This is a genomic window from Haloarcula sp. R1-2 (genome assembly GCF_011627385.1).
Taxonomy (GTDB): domain Archaea; phylum Halobacteriota; class Halobacteria; order Halobacteriales; family Haloarculaceae; genus Haloarcula; species Haloarcula marismortui.
Window position 1 is genome coordinate 17,698 of the sequence record NZ_JAANTG010000006.1, and the last position, 18,310, is coordinate 36,007.

The 18,310-nt window shown below is 56.4% G+C and carries 13 protein-coding genes; 3 read left to right on the forward strand and 10 right to left on the reverse strand.

Features of this window, described 5'->3' with window-relative positions:
* Window positions 1–1,419: 1,419 nt before the first annotated feature.
* Complete coding sequence (locus G9C82_RS20970) at window positions 1,420–1,551, forward strand: hypothetical protein (protein WP_255458705.1); 132 nt, start codon at window positions 1,420–1,422, stop codon at window positions 1,549–1,551.
* Window positions 1,552–1,752: 201 nt separating this feature from the next.
* On the opposite strand, the gene lpdA is transcribed toward G9C82_RS20970, so the two are convergent.
* From lpdA to G9C82_RS18950, 10 genes are all read right to left on the reverse strand, one after another.
* The gene (lpdA, locus tag G9C82_RS18905) at window positions 1,753–3,186 is read right to left on the reverse strand and encodes a dihydrolipoyl dehydrogenase (RefSeq protein WP_127015015.1); all 1,434 of its coding nucleotides are present in this window, start codon (window positions 3,184–3,186) and stop codon (window positions 1,753–1,755) included.
* Window positions 3,186–4,715, reverse strand: a complete 1,530-nt coding sequence (locus G9C82_RS18910; RefSeq protein ID WP_127015016.1) for a dihydrolipoamide acetyltransferase family protein — start codon at window positions 4,713–4,715, stop codon at window positions 3,186–3,188. Before G9C82_RS18910 ends, lpdA begins: the two co-directional genes overlap by 1 nt.
* A gap of 1 nt (window position 4,716) precedes the next feature.
* Entirely contained in the window at window positions 4,717–5,733 is a 1,017-nt protein-coding gene (locus G9C82_RS18915; RefSeq protein WP_004966546.1) for an alpha-ketoacid dehydrogenase subunit beta, read from the reverse strand.
* A complete protein-coding gene (gene pdhA / locus G9C82_RS18920) occupies window positions 5,730–6,878 on the reverse strand; it encodes a pyruvate dehydrogenase (acetyl-transferring) E1 component subunit alpha (RefSeq protein ID WP_127015017.1) in 1,149 nt (382 codons plus the stop codon). Before pdhA ends, G9C82_RS18915 begins: the two co-directional genes overlap by 4 nt.
* 666 nt (window positions 6,879–7,544) lie before the next feature.
* Window positions 7,545–8,249 carry an ABC transporter ATP-binding protein gene (locus G9C82_RS18925; RefSeq protein ID WP_127015018.1) on the reverse strand — a complete coding sequence of 235 codons (705 nt, stop codon included), beginning with the start codon at window positions 8,247–8,249 and terminating at the stop codon, window positions 7,545–7,547.
* Window positions 8,246–9,073, reverse strand: coding sequence for an ABC transporter ATP-binding protein (locus tag G9C82_RS18930; protein ID WP_127015019.1), 828 nt, complete (start codon window positions 9,071–9,073; stop codon window positions 8,246–8,248). The genes G9C82_RS18925 and G9C82_RS18930 overlap by 4 nt, the downstream gene beginning before the upstream one ends.
* The gene (locus G9C82_RS18935; protein WP_127015020.1) at window positions 9,066–10,373 is read right to left on the reverse strand and encodes a branched-chain amino acid ABC transporter permease; all 1,308 of its coding nucleotides are present in this window, start codon (window positions 10,371–10,373) and stop codon (window positions 9,066–9,068) included. The genes G9C82_RS18930 and G9C82_RS18935 overlap by 8 nt, the downstream gene beginning before the upstream one ends.
* On the reverse strand, window positions 10,370–11,467 hold the full coding sequence (locus G9C82_RS18940; RefSeq protein ID WP_004966553.1) for a branched-chain amino acid ABC transporter permease: 1,098 nt from the start codon (window positions 11,465–11,467) through the stop codon (window positions 10,370–10,372). Before G9C82_RS18940 ends, G9C82_RS18935 begins: the two co-directional genes overlap by 4 nt.
* A gap of 293 nt (window positions 11,468–11,760) precedes the next feature.
* Window positions 11,761–12,879 carry a pyridoxal phosphate-dependent aminotransferase gene (locus G9C82_RS18945; RefSeq protein ID WP_127015021.1) on the reverse strand — a complete coding sequence of 373 codons (1,119 nt, stop codon included), beginning with the start codon at window positions 12,877–12,879 and terminating at the stop codon, window positions 11,761–11,763.
* Window positions 12,880–13,063: 184 nt separating this feature from the next.
* Entirely contained in the window at window positions 13,064–14,263 is a 1,200-nt protein-coding gene (locus tag G9C82_RS18950) for an ABC transporter substrate-binding protein (protein ID WP_127015087.1), read from the reverse strand.
* A 1,260-nt stretch (window positions 14,264–15,523) separates the two neighbouring features.
* Here G9C82_RS18950 and G9C82_RS18955 point away from each other — a divergent pair.
* The gene (locus G9C82_RS18955) at window positions 15,524–17,227 is read left to right on the forward strand and encodes a thiamine pyrophosphate-binding protein (RefSeq protein WP_007188559.1); all 1,704 of its coding nucleotides are present in this window, start codon (window positions 15,524–15,526) and stop codon (window positions 17,225–17,227) included.
* Window positions 17,228–17,288: 61 nt separating this feature from the next.
* Window positions 17,289–18,251, forward strand: a complete 963-nt coding sequence (locus tag G9C82_RS18960) for an NAD(P)-dependent oxidoreductase (RefSeq protein WP_127015022.1) — start codon at window positions 17,289–17,291, stop codon at window positions 18,249–18,251.
* The last annotated feature ends 59 nt before the right edge of the window (window positions 18,252–18,310 follow it).

An 18,310-nucleotide genomic window follows, 5' to 3' on the forward strand; every position in this document is an offset into this window, starting at 1 on the left:
GTTTTCATCGATCGGCGTTCCGCAGTGGTCGCAGTGTCGCGTTGCAATCGAGCTAACTACGACCCGGATAGATTGGCTCTCAACGCTTTCAGGGACCGCCCTCCGCGCTTGGTCTGCGTTTGCGATGTCTGCTGATTGTTGGCTACAGTACTTCTGCGTGTTTTGTGCGTTCATGATGTCGCTGATTATGATTTCGTCGTTGGTGTCGCAGCGCTTCGTGAGGTGGGTCGTCACGACCCGAAAACCGTCGGCTGGCGCTTTGGGGACCAGCCAGGACTGACGTTTTCCACCTGTGTGCCGGCGTTTGCCCGCACTGTGGTGGTCTACGTCAGTTTAAAATTTGAAAAATGTAAAAAACGTAAAACCGGATGTGGAAGGGTCTGCACTGATCAACTGCCGGGACAGCGGGCTTGCGTTCCAAGCCATACAGTCGACGCCCGGGTTCATGAGGTAATCTTTAACGGATGTACACTTAACCATTTTGTGAGTGGTGTTCACACCCAGCACTCAATCGAGCTAGTGAACGGCCCCATCTCAGTGAAAACACTGACCAGACCAACCAAATGATTAAATACGATAGTTTAGTATACGAAGGTATGAAGCCGGGTACCCAGACGGCAAAAGCGCCCCGGAAAACGACGGAACCAGTGGCTATAGCGACCGGATATCCGTTTTTTACACTGCCTACCCGATAGCCTGCGTAGACCACTACAGTCCGGGCGTAACCCGGCACAGGTGGAAAACGTCGGTGAAACGACCGTAGCGGTTCCAGAGTCGTGTGTAACAGTAGATGGAACGAGTGCAATCGCTGTCAACAACCAACCAAGGCAAACAATGAATGGACAAGCTGAGGCGGAGCAATCACTAACAACTGCTCGTTGCGCTATGGAAGCCAGCAGCAACGCAGTCGCTACTGAACTGAATATCCAGAACAAGTCAACTCGAATCTTGGTCGGTGGGTCACCGGACTACCGCTGTGATTACTGTGGACAGGTGATCAGCGAACAGATGAGGTATAGCGGGGTTACGATACGTAACTCAGACGGGGGGATAACAGAGCATTTCTTCTGTGAAGAGGAATGCATGACATCGCAGTACCCCGATATCTAACATACCTGTTTCGGCGAGGAGCAGACCCGGTCATGAATCTACAGCGAGAGTGTATATAATCCAAAATATTCGGATTACACTCAGGATTGTAGAACTGCAAATGATGGGAATGACTGGCACACGATGCAACGACAAAGTGTTCAGCGCAGAAAATGGTCCGAATGTGTCTATATCTTCGCCGAATCGAAACAGATACGCTATTATACTGTTCTGAGATATCGTTCAATATATAAACATTCCTGGAATGTTAATATTCAGTGGTACAGAATAAGGGACGGATTTATATACGTCTGTCATCCATGCCATCGTATGACATGCTACAACGCAAGCAAGGGAATTCTGTACGAAAACCTCCCAACAGACGCACCGAGACCCGAAGAAGAGGAAAACAAACTGAGCGCCAGTGACGCTGGCGCAACCCAGACGGTCGCAAACGACTGACTCTGGATCGTCTCGGACGTCCGACTCTGGAATCAAACTACGGTCTGTCTGACCCACACAAGGCGGAGAGCCCGGTCAGAGAACGACTTGTTCTGGAGCTGCGTCTTCAAACCGGCAAACAGTATCGGATAGCCGATGACTGGGTAGATATCCGCTCGGTTTGGTTGTGTATCCCGTGACTGAGGTGTCAATATGGCCTGGTCAGTTTCGTCTGTGTATCGCCTTCCCTCTCGCATTCTGTGCAGCTTCCATTATCGCTTCACTTAATGTTGGATGTGTGTGAACAGTTGAGCCGATGTCCTCAAGCTTTGCACCCATCTCTATCATGGCTGCTATTTCTGCAATCAACTCGGATGCCTCTGGACCGACAATCTGTGCACCGATCACACGTTCGGTTTCTTTTGTGGCGATAATTCGGACAAAGCCTTCTGCCTGGTTTGCTGTTAGTGCTCGTCCAGACGCCTGGAACTGGAACTCGCCTGTGACAGGTGTCATACCCTTGTTCGCTGCTTCGTTCTCTGTCAGCCCGACAGTTCCGATTTCCGGGTCGGTAAACACGGCGGCCGGGAGTGCCTGATAATCGACCGCAGCGGGTTCACCAGCAATGACCTCCGCTGCAACCTCCCCTTCTTTCGATCCTTTGTGTGCGAGCATCGGCTCACCAGCAACGTCACCGACCGCGAAAATGTGCTCCTTGTTCGTCCGGCATGTGCTATCTGTTGGAATGAATCCCTGAGCATTGGTCTCGACGCCGGCGTCGTCGATGTTGAGCGTGTCAGTCACCGGGCGTCTGCCAACAGCAACGAGTATTCTGTCAGCGGTGAGTTCTATATCGCTATCATGCGCCGCCTCGTCCGCAGGGACAGCAGTCAGGACGGCCTTACCATCCGACGCTGCCCAGCTGTCTGCGGTGTACCCGAAATGGAAATCCACACCGAGACGCTCTGCTCGCTTCCTGACTATCGAGGCAATGTCTTCCTCATAGCTGGGAAGTGCCTGCTCTAGCATCTCAATGACCGAGACGTCGCTTCCAAGTCGGCTATAGACAGTCGCTAGCTCCATGCCGATGTATCCGGCTCCAACGATTACGAGCTCGTCGGGCACTGTGTCGAAGTTCAGCGCGCCATCTGACGAAACAATACGCTCATCCTCAAAACCGAACCCTGGAATTTCAATCGGTCTGGACCCCGTCGCGATGATACAGTTTTCGAATTTCAGCGATTCAGACCCCTGGCCCTCACCCTGATGGATGATTCTGACCTTGTTTTCGTCGGCAAATTCGGCAGTCCCTTTCAGCAGGTTCACGCCAGCTGCCGTACACAGTTGCTCGATACCGCTCGTTAACTGGTCGACAACGCCGTCTTTCCAGTTAATCATCTCGTCGAGCGCAACTGTTGGGTCTGCGTAAATCCCCAGTTCCTCCGCCTGGCCCGCCTCTGATGCCAGTTTTGAACCGTGTATCAGGGCCTTAGAGGGGATACAGCCACGATTGAGACAGGCGCCCCCATACTCTCCTTTTTCAACAAGCGTGACATCAAGGGCAAGCTGTGCAGCGCGAATCGCGGCGACGTATCCGCCGGGGCCCGCGCCAATAACCAGTACGTCAGTCGACGTAGTTACATCTCCGACAACCATTATTCTAGTAGTAGCAGGTTTGGATTTTGCAGGTACTTCTGTATGGAGTTTGTAAATTGTGCGGCGTCTGCGCCATCAAGCACTCGATGATCGAACGACAGCGAGACTGTCATGATGTGACGAGGTTCTATCGTCTCTTCACCATCCACTTCGACGACCCGTGGCTTCTTTTTAATTTCACCCAGTGCCAGGATAGCGCTCTCCGGCTGGTTGATGATTGGTGTTCCATACTCCCCGCCAATCCCGCCGATGTTCGAGATAGTAAATGTCCCGCCGCGCATTTCCTCCGGCGAAAGACTGCGTTCTCTCGCTTTCTGGGTTTTTTCGTTGGTTTCCGATGCGACCTCCAGCAGGCCTTTCGCATCAACATTCTCGACAACGGGAACCAGCAGCCCGTCATCAGTTGCCGTTGCGACACCGATGTTGTAATACTGCTTTTCGACTATCTCTTCGTTTGCTTCGTCGAGAGAGACATTTACCTGCGGATTCTCTTGTAGAGCCGCGGCACACGCTTTCATTACGAACGGCATATACGTCAGTCGGATATCGTGCGCCTCGGCCTCCTGTCTGAGGGTCGAACGAGCATCGACCAGCGCAGTAACATCAACCTCATCCTGATGAGTGACGTGTGGGGCCGTATATTTCGACGATGTCATCGCCGCTCCAATCGTCTGCCTGATCCCCTTGTACGGCTTCCGAGACTCGGGGCGCGCTGGCTCGTCTGCCGCTGCCCTCTCAACTACCGCGTCTCGATCCGTCTGCTGTGCCTGCTGCTGTGCCTCGGCATACTCTTGGACCGCTTCGAGCGTGACAAACGGTTCTCCGTCTTTTTGTTCATCAGTGGGGACAGTATCGAGATCAATTCCCTCCTCCGCTGCGATGTGTCTCGTTTTCGGGACGGCCACCGTCGTCTCCCGGTCTACCACTTCTCTCGTCTGTGCCGGACTGACAGACTGCGCCGGGGCTGCCTGCTGTGTTCGTTGCTCGGCAGCAGTGGTCTGTTGGCTTGAACGCTCCTGAGTCGAAGATTCCGGACTCGCGTACGCGCGGACATCCGGCTCCGTTATACGTCCCGAAGACGAGTCCGCAACGCTGGAAATATCGACGCCCAGTTCGCGGGCGAGACGCCGCACAGACGGCGGGGCGGGGACCTGGACGCGCTGTGTAATCGCTGGTTCTGACGGCGTCTCTTCGGCTGGCTGTGCTGTGGCTCCAACTTCGGTTTGCTGGCCACTGCCCGCAGTGGTGTCGTCTGCAGGCGCTGTTTCAGTTGCTTTCGGACCGTCTTCACCGTCGACCCGGAAAACGATAATCACATCACCGACTGGGACCATCTCACCTTCTGCAGCACGGAGTTCTTCGACAACACCGTCGACAGGGGATGGGACGTCAACGACGGCTTTGTCGGTCTCGACTTCCGCGACTGGCTGGTCCTCGGAAACTGCGTCACCCGGCTCAACACGCCAGCGAAGCAGTTCGCCCTCGGCGACGCCTTCTCCGACATCGGGGAGTTCGAATTCGCGTACCATGTTAGAAATCGACTGTTTCGCGGATGCCGTCCTGGATACGGACCGCCTGTGGCAGGTAGTAATCCTCCAGTGAATGGAGCGGCATGGGGGCATCGAAGCCAGCAATTCGTTTAATTGGCGCTTCCTGATGCACGAGTGCTTCTTCCTGAATCGTCGTTGCGATTTCAGCCCCTAATCCGCCAGTCTTCGGTGCTTCGTGGACAATCGCAGCTCTTCCGGTCTTTTTGAACGAGTCAGTGATCGTCTCTATATCGAGGGGAGACAGGGTTCGCAGGTCGATGACTTCGACATCGATGCCGTGTGACTGGCTAAGATTCTCCGCAGCGATCAGCGCCGGCCGAGTCATTGCGCCCCAGGTGTAGACTGAGATGTCGCTCCCCTCACGCCGGATAGCGGCCTCATTCAGCGACACTTGGTATGGTTTCGTCGGGACATCCTCACGGAAGGCGCGGTAGATCAACTTCGGCTCGAGGAATATAACTGGGTCAGGGTCACGAATCGACGCCGCTAGCAGTCCCTTGGCATCGTAGGGCGTGCTCGGTGAGACGACCTTGAGCCCGGGCTCGTGCACGAAGAACGCTTCCTTTGACTCGGAGTGGTGTTCCGGGGCCCGGATCCCACCGCCGTATGGAGCCCGTATCACCATCGGCACTGAATACTGCCCCTGACTACGGCTCCGGAGGCGTGCAGCGTGACTGACAATCTGGTCGAAGGCAGGATACATGAAGCCCATGAACTGCATCTCGGGAACAGGCTTCATGCCGGTCTGTGCGAGTCCAATCGAAGCCCCGATGATTCCGGCTTCGGCCAGTGGCGTGTCGATGACGCGGTCTTCGCCGAACTCTTCGTATAGCTGGTCAGTTGCTCTGAAGACACCGCCGTTCTTCCCGACGTCTTCGCCCAGAACGACGACGCTGTCGTCTTGCGACATTTCCGTGTACAGTCCGTCCTGTATCGCCTCCACAAGGGTGAGACTCTGTGCTTTTTGCCCCGTCTGCGCGCTGGCTGTCGAACTCATTCCAGCACCTCCGAGAACGCGCCGTCGTCATATTTCTCGCGCAGTCGGTTCAATTCGTCCCGCTGTTCTTCGAGTCTCGCAGGGACGTCCTCGTACACATACGCGACGATGTCGTCCGGACTCGCCTCTGTCTGCTCCGCCGTTTCTATCGCTTCGCTGACTTCTTGTTCGACACTGTCCTGGATTTCACTCTCGAGGTCGGAGTCGAGGATGCCCTCGTTGTACAGATACGCCTCAATGCGGTCTACGGGGTCGCGGTCTCGCCAGGCCTCTTCTTCCGATTCGTCTCTGTAGACAGACGGGTCATCAGCGGTCGTGTGTGCACCGAAGCGATACTGCACAGACTCGATAAGCGTTGGGCGTAGTTCTCCGGGGCCTGGGTTCCGGGCTTTCTCCAGTGCCTCGCTGGCGACTTTGTAGACCGCCAGCGGGTCCAGCCCGTCAACCCGGATGCCATCGATACCATATGCCTGTGCCTTTTCAGCGATGGTTTCGCTCGCGGTCTGTCGCTCGCGGGGGACCGATATCGCCCATTGGTTGTTGTTGCAGACGAATACAGCAGGGACGTCGAACACCCCGGCGAAATTCAGTCCTTCGTGGAAATCTCCTTCGGAGGTCGCACCGTCACCGAGGTGACACAGGACGGCCGTCTCGGTCTTTCCCTGTAGCTTGTGTCCCCACGCCATTCCCATGGCCTGTGGAACCTGCGTTGCAATCGGAATATACTCCGGCATCACGTTGACATCGTCCGGGATCGCGTATCCGTCTCGATAGCCCCTCAGTGGCTCGAACAGGGATACCAGATCCATCCCATGGGCGTACTTCGCCGCGTGCTCTCTGTAGGTCGGGAACAACCAGTCCTGCTCGGCAAGTGCCAGGCTCGTGGCGACCTGGGATCCTTCTTGCCCGGTCATTGGTGCATACGTCGCGAGCCGCCCCTGTCGTTGGAAGCTGATGGCCCGCTGGTCAAAGTGCCGAGCAAGCTTGATTGTCTCATACATCTCAAGTAACTGCCTGTCTGAAATGTCCGGGACAGACGCCTGTGGCAGTACGTTGCCCTCGGCATCCAGTACCTGGACCAGATCCGAGTCTTCTCTAACGGGCGCTGGCAAGTCCGTGCTTCCTGCTTCGTTTTTCATGTTCATTGTTTTCGATAATGTTTTGTATTCAACAGACGCTCCCTCAACAGACCCTGATAACCCGAACAGCCGCTGGTTACGGCTCTTCGAGCGCGTTCAAGGCTGGCGTTTTCCACCGGAGCACAGGGCCCACCTGTGCACTGGCAGTCTACGCCAGCTTAAATGTCGAAAATGTAAAAAATGTAGCTGTGGAAGAGGGCAGTGCCCAATCCATTAACTGCCGGGACAGCTGACCTGCAGGGCAGGCGATAGGGTTCAAACCCGGATGCATATATGAAGTCTAACATGGTAGATACTTATTGTTTGTGCGACACCCGTTCACACGCCACAGTAGCTAGTCCGGTGCGAATGGTGACCGCTGCTGGCCCGAAGAAGCGTAGATGCAACAGGAAGTAACACATAATTGACTAGAATATCTATGCACTACGTCTTGGGAAAGTGTTGATACAGACGCCACTCAGACATTCTCACTAACAGATGGCTTTCACGAACCGCTGCTAAGAACTGTATGTGTACAATTATCTGTAACGTCACTGGAGCCAAGTCTGTAGTGTGGAAATCTATTCGCCGGTTATGAAATCAACGACGGACTCAGCAACCAGTACAGTGTCTTGTGTCGATCTTATGGCCGTGGCAGAGCATAGTCACCAAGCCAGTGCTGGGGCACAGGAGCTACCCGCCGAGGAAGTCCTCCCGCACCTGTTGGTCGTTGAGAAGTGCCTCACCGCTGTCCTCGTGTCGGTTCTGCCCCTGCACAAGGACATAACCGCGGTCACACCGCCGCAGTGCCTCCTTTGCGTTTTGTTCGACGAGGAGAACGGCGGTACCGGCGTCGTTGATCTCGTCAATGCGGTCAAACGTCTCGTCAACGAGGTCGGGTGCAAGGCCAGCACTGGGCTCGTCAAGGAGTAACAGATCTGGATCGAGCATGAGCGCACGGCCCATCGCCAGCATCTGTTGTTGCCCTCCAGACAATGTCCCAGCCTTCTGCTCCGACCGCGTTTCCAGTATTGGGAACCTGTTATAAACCGCCTGAAGCCGGTCCTCAGGGAACTGATCCAGCGTGTATGCGCCCATCTTGAGGTTCTCTGTGACGGTCAGTGGCTCGAACACGTTGTTGCTCTGGGGAACGAAGCTTAATCCATATGAGATGATATCTTCCGGTTGTTCGCCGGCGATATCTCTGTCGTCGAATATGATTTCACCCCCCATGTACGTCGTCAGTCCAAACACTGATTTCATCACCGTGGACTTGCCTGCACCGTTCGGGCCGACGATGGTGATGTACTCACCCTGTCCGACTTCCATGTCGACATCTGTGAGAATCTGCAAGTCACCGTACCCGGCGTCCAGTTGCTGTACTGACAGCAGACTCATATTTTCACCTCTTCTCCAAGATATGCATCAAGCACTTTTTCGTTGTTTTTCACTGCGTCTGGTTGCCCCTCTGTAAGAACACTCCCCTGGTGCATCACGATGACCGTGTCGCAGTTATTCATAATAACGTCCATGTCGTGTTCGACGAAGAGGAAGGTGTACCCCTGCTCTTTGAGCGTATGCAGCCGGTCAATGAGTTTCTCCTCAAGTGTTGGGTTGACTCCCGCAAGCGGTTCATCCAGCAGCACCATCTCGGGATCGGTCATGAGCACGCGCGCCATCTCCAGCAGCTTCCGCTGGCCACCTGAGAGATTCCCGGCGGATTCGTGCGCGACGTGCTCAATCTCAAACAGTTCGAGCATCTCCCAGGCCTGTTCTCGAAGTTCTTCTTCCTGTTCGACGACCTGTGCTCTGGCTCGCGGGAGGACCGCTCGCCAGACTGCTTCGCCGGCCTGGTTCTGTGGTGCCAGCATCAGGTTTTCCAGCACGGTCATCTCTGATAGCTCTCGTGCTATCTGGAAAGTCCGGACGAGGCCCTGATTTGCGACCTGATCTGACCGATACCCCGTTATCTCCGTGTCATTGAACTCGACTGCGCCCCCGTCTGGGCGTTGCACACCGGTAATCAGGTCGAATGTCGTCGACTTGCCGGCACCGTTCGGACCGATCAGACCAGTGATCGACCCCTTTTCGACGTGGAAAGAGACGTCAGCGACAGCGGTAATACCACCAAATGTCTTTCGCAGGTTTTCCACTTTGAGTATCTGCTCTTGCTGTCCGTTCCGGGTCTGATCGCTCCGTGCTGAATGTCCGTTCTTACTCATTATCGTCCTCGCGAGTCGCCTGCTGTGAGAGTGCAACGCTCGATGCGATTGCTTTTCGATGGCCAAGCAGCCCATCCGGGTGCCGTTGCATGAGATACACCAGAACGATACCGAGCAGCATGAGTCTGAGAGCCGAAATACTCACGTCCTGCACGGAGTACGCCAGCAGCGGCGTGACATCGAGAGTTCCTAACTCGGCGAGGGCACTGACAAGCGTATCGGGAGCGTTGCTGAGCTGGAGGTACTCCGCCACCACCCGGCGGATGAACGAGGGGCCCTCGAAGAGCAGGCTCGCGAACAGAGCACCGCCAACGATACTCCCCGTTGGCGAGCCAGTTCCACCGATAAACAGCGCAATGAAGATGTAGAACGTCTGTATCGGCTTGAACATCCGTGGCGATGCATAGCCCCCGGAGAGACGCCAGAAGATGGCAATCAGGCCCATGAGCGCACAGCCAAGCGCGAACGTCTTGATCTTAAACAGACGCGTATCTTTCCCCAGCGCCTGCGTGACTTGCTGGTCCTCGCGAATACTCTTGAGCACCCGTCCGAAGGGTGACTTCCCGATGCGGATCATCAACCAGTACAGGAGGCCGAGACAGAGACACAACACAATTACGTACGCCCAGCCGATGACCAGCGTCTCCTCGATTCCCAGCGGTTCCACGGCGCTGAATATCGCCGCACCTAGAGCATTTGTCGCTGGGGCTGTTGTGGCCGGGTCTGTGTAAAATAGAATCCGGATCGGGTTCGATGGCAACGACAGCCCCGTCGCACCGCCCGTTCCGAATGCAACGCCGGCAATGCGAGTGTTCGCGAACTCCGGCGCACGGAGTGTGAGGCGGACGATTTCCGAGAACGCGACAGTGACGATTGCAAGATAATCGGCACGAAGTCGGATCGCAGGCAACGCTGCAAGGCCGCCAATGATTCCAGTCACGAGGATAGCACCCACAATCGCGACCAGAAGTGGCAGCCCGAAGCCGGGCGGACTGGCCGTCACTGGAGCGGTCAGTATCCCCATCGTGTATACACCGATGGCCATGAACCCGGCCGCACCGAGGTTGAACAGACCCGCGTATCCCCACTGGAGGTTCAGTGCAAGCGCTAACATGGCATAAATCGCGGAGAGGAACGCGACACGACGGAGCGTGTTGACTGTGCCATTCAGCTGGAATCCAAGCACGACACTGAAAAGCGCGTACAATCCCCCGATCGCGAGTGCCAGAGCGATGAGCAAGCGGACGTCATTGTTGCCAAGCCAACCCTCAGCCCGCGCCTGAAGAGAGCCTGTACTCATGCCGTCGTCCTCCCACTGAACAGCCCCGATGGACGCACGAGCAGCATGACGATCATGATAACGAACGCCGCAACCAGAAGGAAGCTGGCTGGAATCCAGACGAGCGCGAGTCGACTCGCGAGACCGAGAATGACACCGCCGACCATTGCGCCGTAGATCGAACCGACACCGCCGAGGATGACCGCTGCGAACACCAGTAACAGCAGGTCCCACCCCATTGTCACTGTGAGCGTCCCCTGCTGTAGTGCGATAAGAAAGCCTGCACACCCGGTAAGCCCGCCGCCGATAATCCACGTGAGTTTGACAACGCGCTCCGTTGGGATGCCCGTGACTTTTGCGAGATCCTTGTTCGCAGCCATTGCACGCATCGCGGTGCCGATTTTGGTGTACTGGAGCAGGATGTGAGTCCCAAGCATCAGGAGCGCGGCGACGACGACCAGCGTAATCTGGTGTCCCCCGAACGTGACGCCCGCAACAGTAAACTGGGGGACGTTGCCGCCTGTCAGCCCACGGCTGTCAGTCAGAAACGAATAGGTGAGGAAATTCCGGAGGAACAGCGCGACGCCGACGCTGGCAATCATCAAGGTCACACCGTCAGCGCTGCGCATCGGTCTGAACACGATTCGATCCAGCAAGAGCGAAAGGGCGGCTGTCAGGACCGCAGCGACGAGTAAGCCAGCCAGAAGCGCCAGCGGGGTATTGACAACATTGATGCCAAGCTCATTCGAACCGACTGCGATTGGGCCGCCGATAAGAATGAGCGATTCGACAGAGAACTCTCCCAGCCCGGCAATCAGAAACGCCGTCGCCCATCCGGCGAACGCACCGCTCGTAATCAAGTCACCGTGGGCAAAGTTCGCGAAATTGAGGATACTGTATGTCATCGAGAGGCCGACACCGGCCAGTCCAAGCGACATGCCCAGCACCAGTCCGTTCCAGAGATAACTCATGAGGTCTGTGATGGCAACTGTTCCAGTGCCTACCTGTCGAAGAATATCGAATACGAGAAACACGCCGATAACTGCGAATATAACGAGTACTGGGCGGTTGTATACCAGATTCTGTCCACGGCTGTAGTAGTCTCGTGCCGCCATACTTTGGTGCTCTGTACCCAGTCTTAAAAATCTTGATGTAAAATAGTCATAGATACCGCGAAACCGAAGATATGCGCCTATTTCATGCTAGTCTTACACACGGTATCTGTTGACAATGATAGACGTGACGGCTAAATCAGACTGGTTTTGCAACTGTCGGTGTCGAATGCAAGATTCGGTGCACAGTTCCGTACGCATGCGCCCGCGACGAGAAATATGACACCACTCATCGGATGACGAAGATGAAACCGCTCGCTGGACGAAACAGTCAGTCGCGAGTCCTTGCTGGTGCGCTACAGAGAGTTCGTGACCGTTCGCATTACTTCCAGCGCCTCTTTCAGCTCAGCCGTACTCGTGGCATACGAAATGCGCGCCTGTCCTTTACCACTCGGCCCGAACGCCTCGCCGGGGACGACGATAACATCGTTGTCCAGCATCTTCTGGGTCCATCCGTCCGGGACGTGGGGCATCGCATAGAACGCTCCCTTCGGCACTGGCGTGTCAAGGCCGATATCCGCTAACCCGTCGAGAAGGACGTCCCGACGCTCCTCGAAGGCTGACACCATCTCTCTCACTGGTTCCTGTGGACCGGTGAGCGCCGCTTCAGCAGCGTACTGTGAGGGGGCACTGGCACACGCCTGTACGTACTGATGCACCCGAAGCATCCGTTCGATTCGCTCTGCACTGGCCGCCACCCAGCCGAGCCGCCAGCCTGTCATCGAGTACGTTTTCGAGCACGCACTGGCCTGAATGACCCTATCAGAGTTGGCGAATTCCGCCGGTGAGTGGTGTTCACCATCGAAGACGATCTTCTCGTAGACCTCATCGGAGAGGCAAATGACTTCATGCTCATCCGCGATCCGCGCGAACTCTGCCATATCTTGCTTCGATTGCACTGCACCGGTGGGGTTTGCAGGACTGTTAACAATAAACAGCGACGTGTTATCTGTGATAGCATTCTCGACAGCAGCGGGGTCAAGGGTCAGGTCGTCCCTGAGTTCGACCCGTTTTGGTTCGCCGCCGGCGAGCAACACCAGTTGTTCATAGGCCAGAAACCCGGGGTCAGGGCAGAGTACTTCGTCGCCTGGCTGGACGTGGGCTTCGATTGCGACGTGAATCGCCTCGCTTGCGCCGGCGGTCGCAATGATATTTTCAGCTGGTATGTCCTGCCCGTTGTCGGTAGCATAGCGGTCACTGATGGCCTCTCTGAGTTCTGGAATCCCCTTGTTGGACGTGTATGAGTCACCCATCCCGTCCTGAATCGCACTCATCGCTGCCTCCCGAGCGTGTTCTGGAGTTGGGAAATCAGGCTGACCGAGACCTAGATTTATTGCGTCTTCGCCTGCCGCTTCGAAGACTTCTCGGATGCCACTGATATCCATCTCTTCGACGCGTGCTGCGTACTGAGACATCAGTTCATAAGTATAACAGTATTTGATTATAGTCTTTGGGTTGTGCGTGAGTGAGTATAACACCAGCTCTGCCAGACAACATGGCGCACGGTCCCTGAGTTACGGCCACGGCACAAAAGCCATTCAGTCTGCTGTATATGCGGGGTAATCGTAATCCGGAGTGTGGAAGCCCGCAGTGTTCTCGTTACACTTCCACCTGCTCGATATTCTCCGTGCCGTTCTCTGTATACCTGAAGTAATTGTACACGGCGCTGGCCAGGTCACCATTGTCGTCAAACTCAACTGGGCCCGAGACGCCCTGATAATTGATTTCGTTCCCGTCGGCCGCCAGCGAAACGCCTTCGCCCAGATTTTCAGGTCCGACTGCTTCGCCACCGGAGCCTGTAACCGCCCGCATCTGATCGCGGATTGCAGTCCCGTCGTCTTCACCGGCCGCCGCGCGTGCCAGCATGAGGACTGCCGCAGCATCGAACGACTGCTGATTGAACGGCCCCGGTGCAGAGTCATACTCGTCTTGATACGCAGATTTGAAGTACTCAATTCCCGGTCCGGCTGAGGATGGGTTGGTCCCGCGGACGTTTGTCATGTCGTGGCCCACGTTCCCGGGCAAGTCATCGGCCCTGAGTCCGTCCGGGACCAGAATATCCATATCCGCTCTGTCGAAGTTCTCGTAGAAGTTCCGGAAGATTTTGTTCCCGCTCTCGGGGTAGCCGATGATCACGAGCGTCTCTGGGTCACCGTCAAGCGTGTTCTGCAACTGTGACGTGTATGAAGAGCGACCTGCCGAGTACGAGACCTGATTCAGGACCTCACCGCCATACTCCTCCTCAAATGTCTTCGTGAATCCGTTTGATAGGCCGTTCCCGTACGCGTTGTTGAGAAAGAGGATAGCTGCGCTCTCCTTCTCAAGCCGTTCGGACGCGATCTGTGCCAGCAGTGATCCCTGCAACTTGTCCGTTGGCGGCGTCCGGTACACGAAGTCGTTATCCTCCAGTGAGGAGACATCCGGCGACGTCGCCGATGGTGAGCACATCACCGTCTGATTCGGAATTGCGACGTTCTCTGCGACCTGCAGCGTCACTGATGACGCTAGTCCCCCGCAAATAATCGGATAGCCACCATTCACGAGTGCTTCTGCACCACTCACGCCCCGACTCGGTTTGGTCTCCGTATTCTCAAACTGCGTATCGACTGAGAACCCGTTGTCCGCGTCTCGGACCTGTTTTACAGCTAGTTCTGCTGCATCCCGAATTGCGGGGCCCACTTCGGACAACCCACCCGTTACCCCCATTAGGATGCCCATGCTGATGGTGTTCCCACTACTACCACCGTCTGTCGAACAGCCTGCAAGTCCGACAGCGCCTGCGGCACCAATGCTCTTCATGACAGTTCGACGGCTGACTGTATCGTGCATCGCAACACTCCCCATGACACAATCTTTCGTGATAAACGTTATTATGAACCGTAGCGGTTCCACGCAGCGACGGAGCGAACTCGGAGAGGGCCTGAGTTGGATGCAGAAAACACTCCGGCTGCTGCGCTTACCTCACTGTACTGTCGCTGACCGCGGGCGAGCCCTATTGGACACCGACCACACTGATGTTCAGACCACTCGCATCTGAACTGCCTGTATTTTCTCCACAGTTGCGTCCGTGCCGCGCCAGTGCCGATTCCCGTTCGAACCATACGAACGGCGCCGAGGACAGGGCGTCGTCCGTACCCGCTGGTCCCTACAGCGTACTCCTGCCACTCATCGGCACGGTTATCGGAGACGCAGATGCTGATTCGAGTGTCACATCGATCGCCAGTGCTGGACCGCCGACACCGGGTGTGAGGCGGATGATTCTCGTACCGGGAGACAGTCTCAGATCCGGAATTCCGTTGTCACCCCCGTCTATGTAGGCGACCACTCAGATGCCGCTAATATATAAACCAGTTGTAACGTCCGAGAGTTCGAATTATTAGAACGGCGGGCCGGCGACGTCCACTTCGACCGTTCCTACGTAGTTCGATCGTGGAATGCCACCTGCCATTGACTCCCCCGAAACCCTCACTGTAATTGCAGTGTTGAAGAACGGACAGTTCTACCACAGATAGGCTCTATTCGTAACTGCATCTGCTAAAAAACTGTAGTTATTCCACAAGGTTGTTCTGTGGGCACAGCTGCTGTTACATCTATATGGTTGTAACATTATTTCGACCCCACGACCGATATCTGTTACAGTAGTAACGCTGTAATCCACCATCGACTGTATCCGAACTTACGAGATGTAGCCTGACCGCCCAGAAGACGAAAAGGCATCCAGAGCGGTTATAACGGGCATCTATACAAAATGTTGTAGTAATAGTGATATAGAATTACAGCTGCAATTCTGGAATATATTTTGTCCCAACTATTAGAACGCTCCTCGTGTGGAACACTGCAGAACACGGACAGTAGAGCGATTGAAAGCAGTGGAAACAGGCACTGTGGCATAATCGACTTACTTGAACGCCACAGTAGGGCCGTTGGGTTCACAGGACCCGAGTATCCGCCTATTCAATCGTGACTACTGCAACGTTGCACCCCAAACTCTATATCTTGGGAGTTACCCACAGTGGGACGTAACGCGACAATGGATAATGACACCCAAATCCACTACCCATGACTGAAACAGGAAAGCGCCTTGTCGAAGAACTGGACGAACAAGGCGTCGAGTACGTTTTCGGATATCCCGGTGGTCGTGCCATCGAGATCCTTGACCACGTCCCGGATGCTGATGTCGAGATGGTCCGACCACGCGATGAGCGCGAAGCCAGCGTCATGGCCGAAATGCACGGGCGACTCACCGGCAACCCCGGGGTCCTCGCGGGGCAAGGCCCCTGGATCGGCAGCCTCGGCGCAATCGGCCAGATGGAGGGCAAGCTCGCTTCGTCACCGATGGTCGTTATCACCGAGGCCAGCGAGCGTGGCGACTATTCCACGCTCGCGCCGTACCAGCAGGCTCGCGGTGATTACGGGGGATTGGACCTTCCGTCTGCGCTCGATGCTTACACCAAGGAAAACTGGTTCCCGCGCTCACCAACGGAGACAGTACGCAGCCTCCAGCTCGCGTTCAAACACGCGACTGCTGGCCGGCCGGGGCCAACGGCAATTATCCTTGATGGCGACGCCGTCACCGAGGAGATGCCCGAAGATCCGATCCCGCCGGTCTGGGACGGCCACGATCAGGTACAAAACTGGGAATCGCGACCGGCCCGCGAGGATGTCAAAACAGCGATTACAGCGTTGAGCGAGGCTGACCGGCCGGTTATCATCGCCGGCAACGGGGTTCACGCCGCCGACGCCTACGACCAGCTTGAAACTGTCGCGGAGGCGACTGATGCCGTCGTCACGACCTCCTATCTCGGCAAGTCGACGTTCCCAGAAACCCACGAGTTGGCTGCGGGTGTTATCGGCTCCTTCGGCCACGAGGGTGCAAATCAGGTCGTCAGTGAAGCGGACGTACTCCTCGTCGTGGGCTGTCGCATGAACCCAATGGACACCAACTGGCAGTCCCCAGAGTTCATCCGGCCCGACGAACAGACCATCATCCACGCAGATATCGACACACGCAACGCCGGCTGGGTTTACCCCGCAGATGTGGCACTCATCGGTGATGCGGCACACAGTCTCGATGACCTGGCGGCGAACCTCCCCGAGAGCGCTGGAAACGACTGGGCGCGTGACCGTGCGGCCGCAGCGCAGGAGTCATTCTATGCTCCCAAATGCGAGTCGGATGCGTCGCCGATCAAGCCACAGCGTGCAGTCAAAGAAATCGAGGCTGTCGTCGATGCGGAAACGATTGTAACCGCCGACTCCGGGAACAACCGGTTCTGGTTACTCAATTACCTTCAGACACCGGGCACCGGGACCTACTACGGGAGTGGTGGCGTCGGCGCGATGGGATGGGCAACACCGGCCGCGGTGTCAGCCGCTATTACGACGGAGAAAGATATCATCGCCGTCGCCGGCGACGGTGGCTTCACGATGACGATGACCAGCGTGGAGACAGCCGTCGAGAACGGCGTCGCGCCCACGTTCGTCGTCCTCAACGACACCAGCCTGGGGATGGTTCGTCAGATGCAACACGAGGAGGGCGACATCGCTGGCGTCGAGTTCCACGACACCGACTTCGTAAAAGCAGCCGAGGCGTTCGGCGCCGAAGCGACGCGGGCAGTGACGCCTGCTGAACTTGCGACTGCACTCGAAGAAGGGACCAGCGCCGATGTCCCCTTCGTTATCGACGTTCGCATCGACCGTGACGAAGAGATGGTCGAGTCCCTCCAGTCATCGTTCTACAAAGAAGTGGGCGGGCTCCACGAATGAGCTCCCAGACACGGTTTAGCAAAGAATATAAATCAACTACGCAACACACATTGATATAACAATGACAGATACGACGGTACTCGTCACTGGCGGAACCGGCTTCCTCGGCTCGTACGTCGTCGAGGATCTCATCGAACACGGACACGACGTCGTTGCCTACGACCTCTCGACGGACGACCACATCCTCTCGAAGCTGGGTGTCGCCAACGATGTGACCATCCGGCGTGGGGATGTCTCCGAGGCGACGGATGTGATTCGTGCCGTCAAGGAGACGGGGACGACACACATCGTTCACCTCGCGGCACTGCTGACGAACACAGCACGGGACAACCCGCGGGCTGGCCTCGATGTCAACATCAGGGGGACGAACAACGTCTTCGAGGCCGCACGCACCCTCGACGACCAGATCGAGCGTGTCACCTGGGCCTCCAGCGCGGCGGTGTACGCGCCGCCACACAACTACGCCGCCGAGTACGTCGACGAGAGCGAACTCGTCTATCCTGACACGCTCTACGGCGCGACCAAGGAGTACAACGAACATCAGGCCCGTGTCTACCACGAGGACTACGGTGTTGACCACGTTGGACTCCGTCCGACAGTCGCGTACGGCCCCTACCGCGAAACCGGTGGGTCGGCGTTCCTCGCAAACATCATCGAGAAGCCGGCACTCGGCGAACCGTTCAGCGTCGAGTACGGCGACCAGGTTATCGACTGGCAACACGCACGCGATATTGCACAGGCGTTCCGGAAGGCAACGTTTGTCGACGAAGACGACCTCAGCCAGCGCATCTACAACGTCCGCGGCGTCCTCGCGACGATCCGTGAAGCCGCCAACGCTGTCCGGGAAATCGTCCCGGATGCCGACCTTGCGGTCTCTGATGAGGGCGAACTCCCCTGGACCCAGAACCTCGATATGACCGCCGCACAGGAGGACCTCGGTTACGAGGTCGAGTACGACCTCGAATCCGGGTTCCGGTCCTACATCAACACTCTCCGGGAAGAGAACGGGCTCGACTCGCTCTGATACAGCAGTTCCGCCGTCGCTGTGTGACGTGCGTACGGTGAGAGTCGCGTCTGTCTCGT

Bases quoted from the DNA above. Each gene is read 5' to 3' on its own strand.
- G9C82_RS18955 (WP_007188559.1), top strand. From the start codon at position 15,524: ATGACTGAAACAGGAAAGCGCCTTGTCGAAGAACTGGACGAACAAGGC.
- G9C82_RS18935 (WP_127015020.1), bottom strand. From the start codon at position 10,373: ATGAGTACAGGCTCTCTTCAGGCGCGGGCTGAGGGTTGGCTTGGCAAC.
- G9C82_RS18940 (WP_004966553.1), bottom strand. From the start codon at position 11,467: ATGGCGGCACGAGACTACTACAGCCGTGGACAGAATCTGGTATACAAC.
- G9C82_RS20970 (WP_255458705.1), top strand. From the start codon at position 1,420: ATGACATGCTACAACGCAAGCAAGGGAATTCTGTACGAAAACCTCCCA.
- G9C82_RS18930 (WP_127015019.1), bottom strand. From the start codon at position 9,073: ATGAGTAAGAACGGACATTCAGCACGGAGCGATCAGACCCGGAACGGA.
- G9C82_RS18915 (WP_004966546.1), bottom strand. From the start codon at position 5,733: ATGAGTTCGACAGCCAGCGCGCAGACGGGGCAAAAAGCACAGAGTCTC.
- G9C82_RS18910 (WP_127015016.1), bottom strand. From the start codon at position 4,715: ATGGTACGCGAATTCGAACTCCCCGATGTCGGAGAAGGCGTCGCCGAG.
- lpdA (WP_127015015.1), bottom strand. From the start codon at position 3,186: ATGGTTGTCGGAGATGTAACTACGTCGACTGACGTACTGGTTATTGGC.
- pdhA (WP_127015017.1), bottom strand. From the start codon at position 6,878: ATGAACATGAAAAACGAAGCAGGAAGCACGGACTTGCCAGCGCCCGTT.
- G9C82_RS18925 (WP_127015018.1), bottom strand. From the start codon at position 8,249: ATGAGTCTGCTGTCAGTACAGCAACTGGACGCCGGGTACGGTGACTTG.
- G9C82_RS18960 (WP_127015022.1), top strand. From the start codon at position 17,289: ATGACAGATACGACGGTACTCGTCACTGGCGGAACCGGCTTCCTCGGC.
- G9C82_RS18945 (WP_127015021.1), bottom strand. From the start codon at position 12,879: ATGTCTCAGTACGCAGCACGCGTCGAAGAGATGGATATCAGTGGCATC.
- G9C82_RS18950 (WP_127015087.1), bottom strand. From the start codon at position 14,263: ATGAAGAGCATTGGTGCCGCAGGCGCTGTCGGACTTGCAGGCTGTTCG.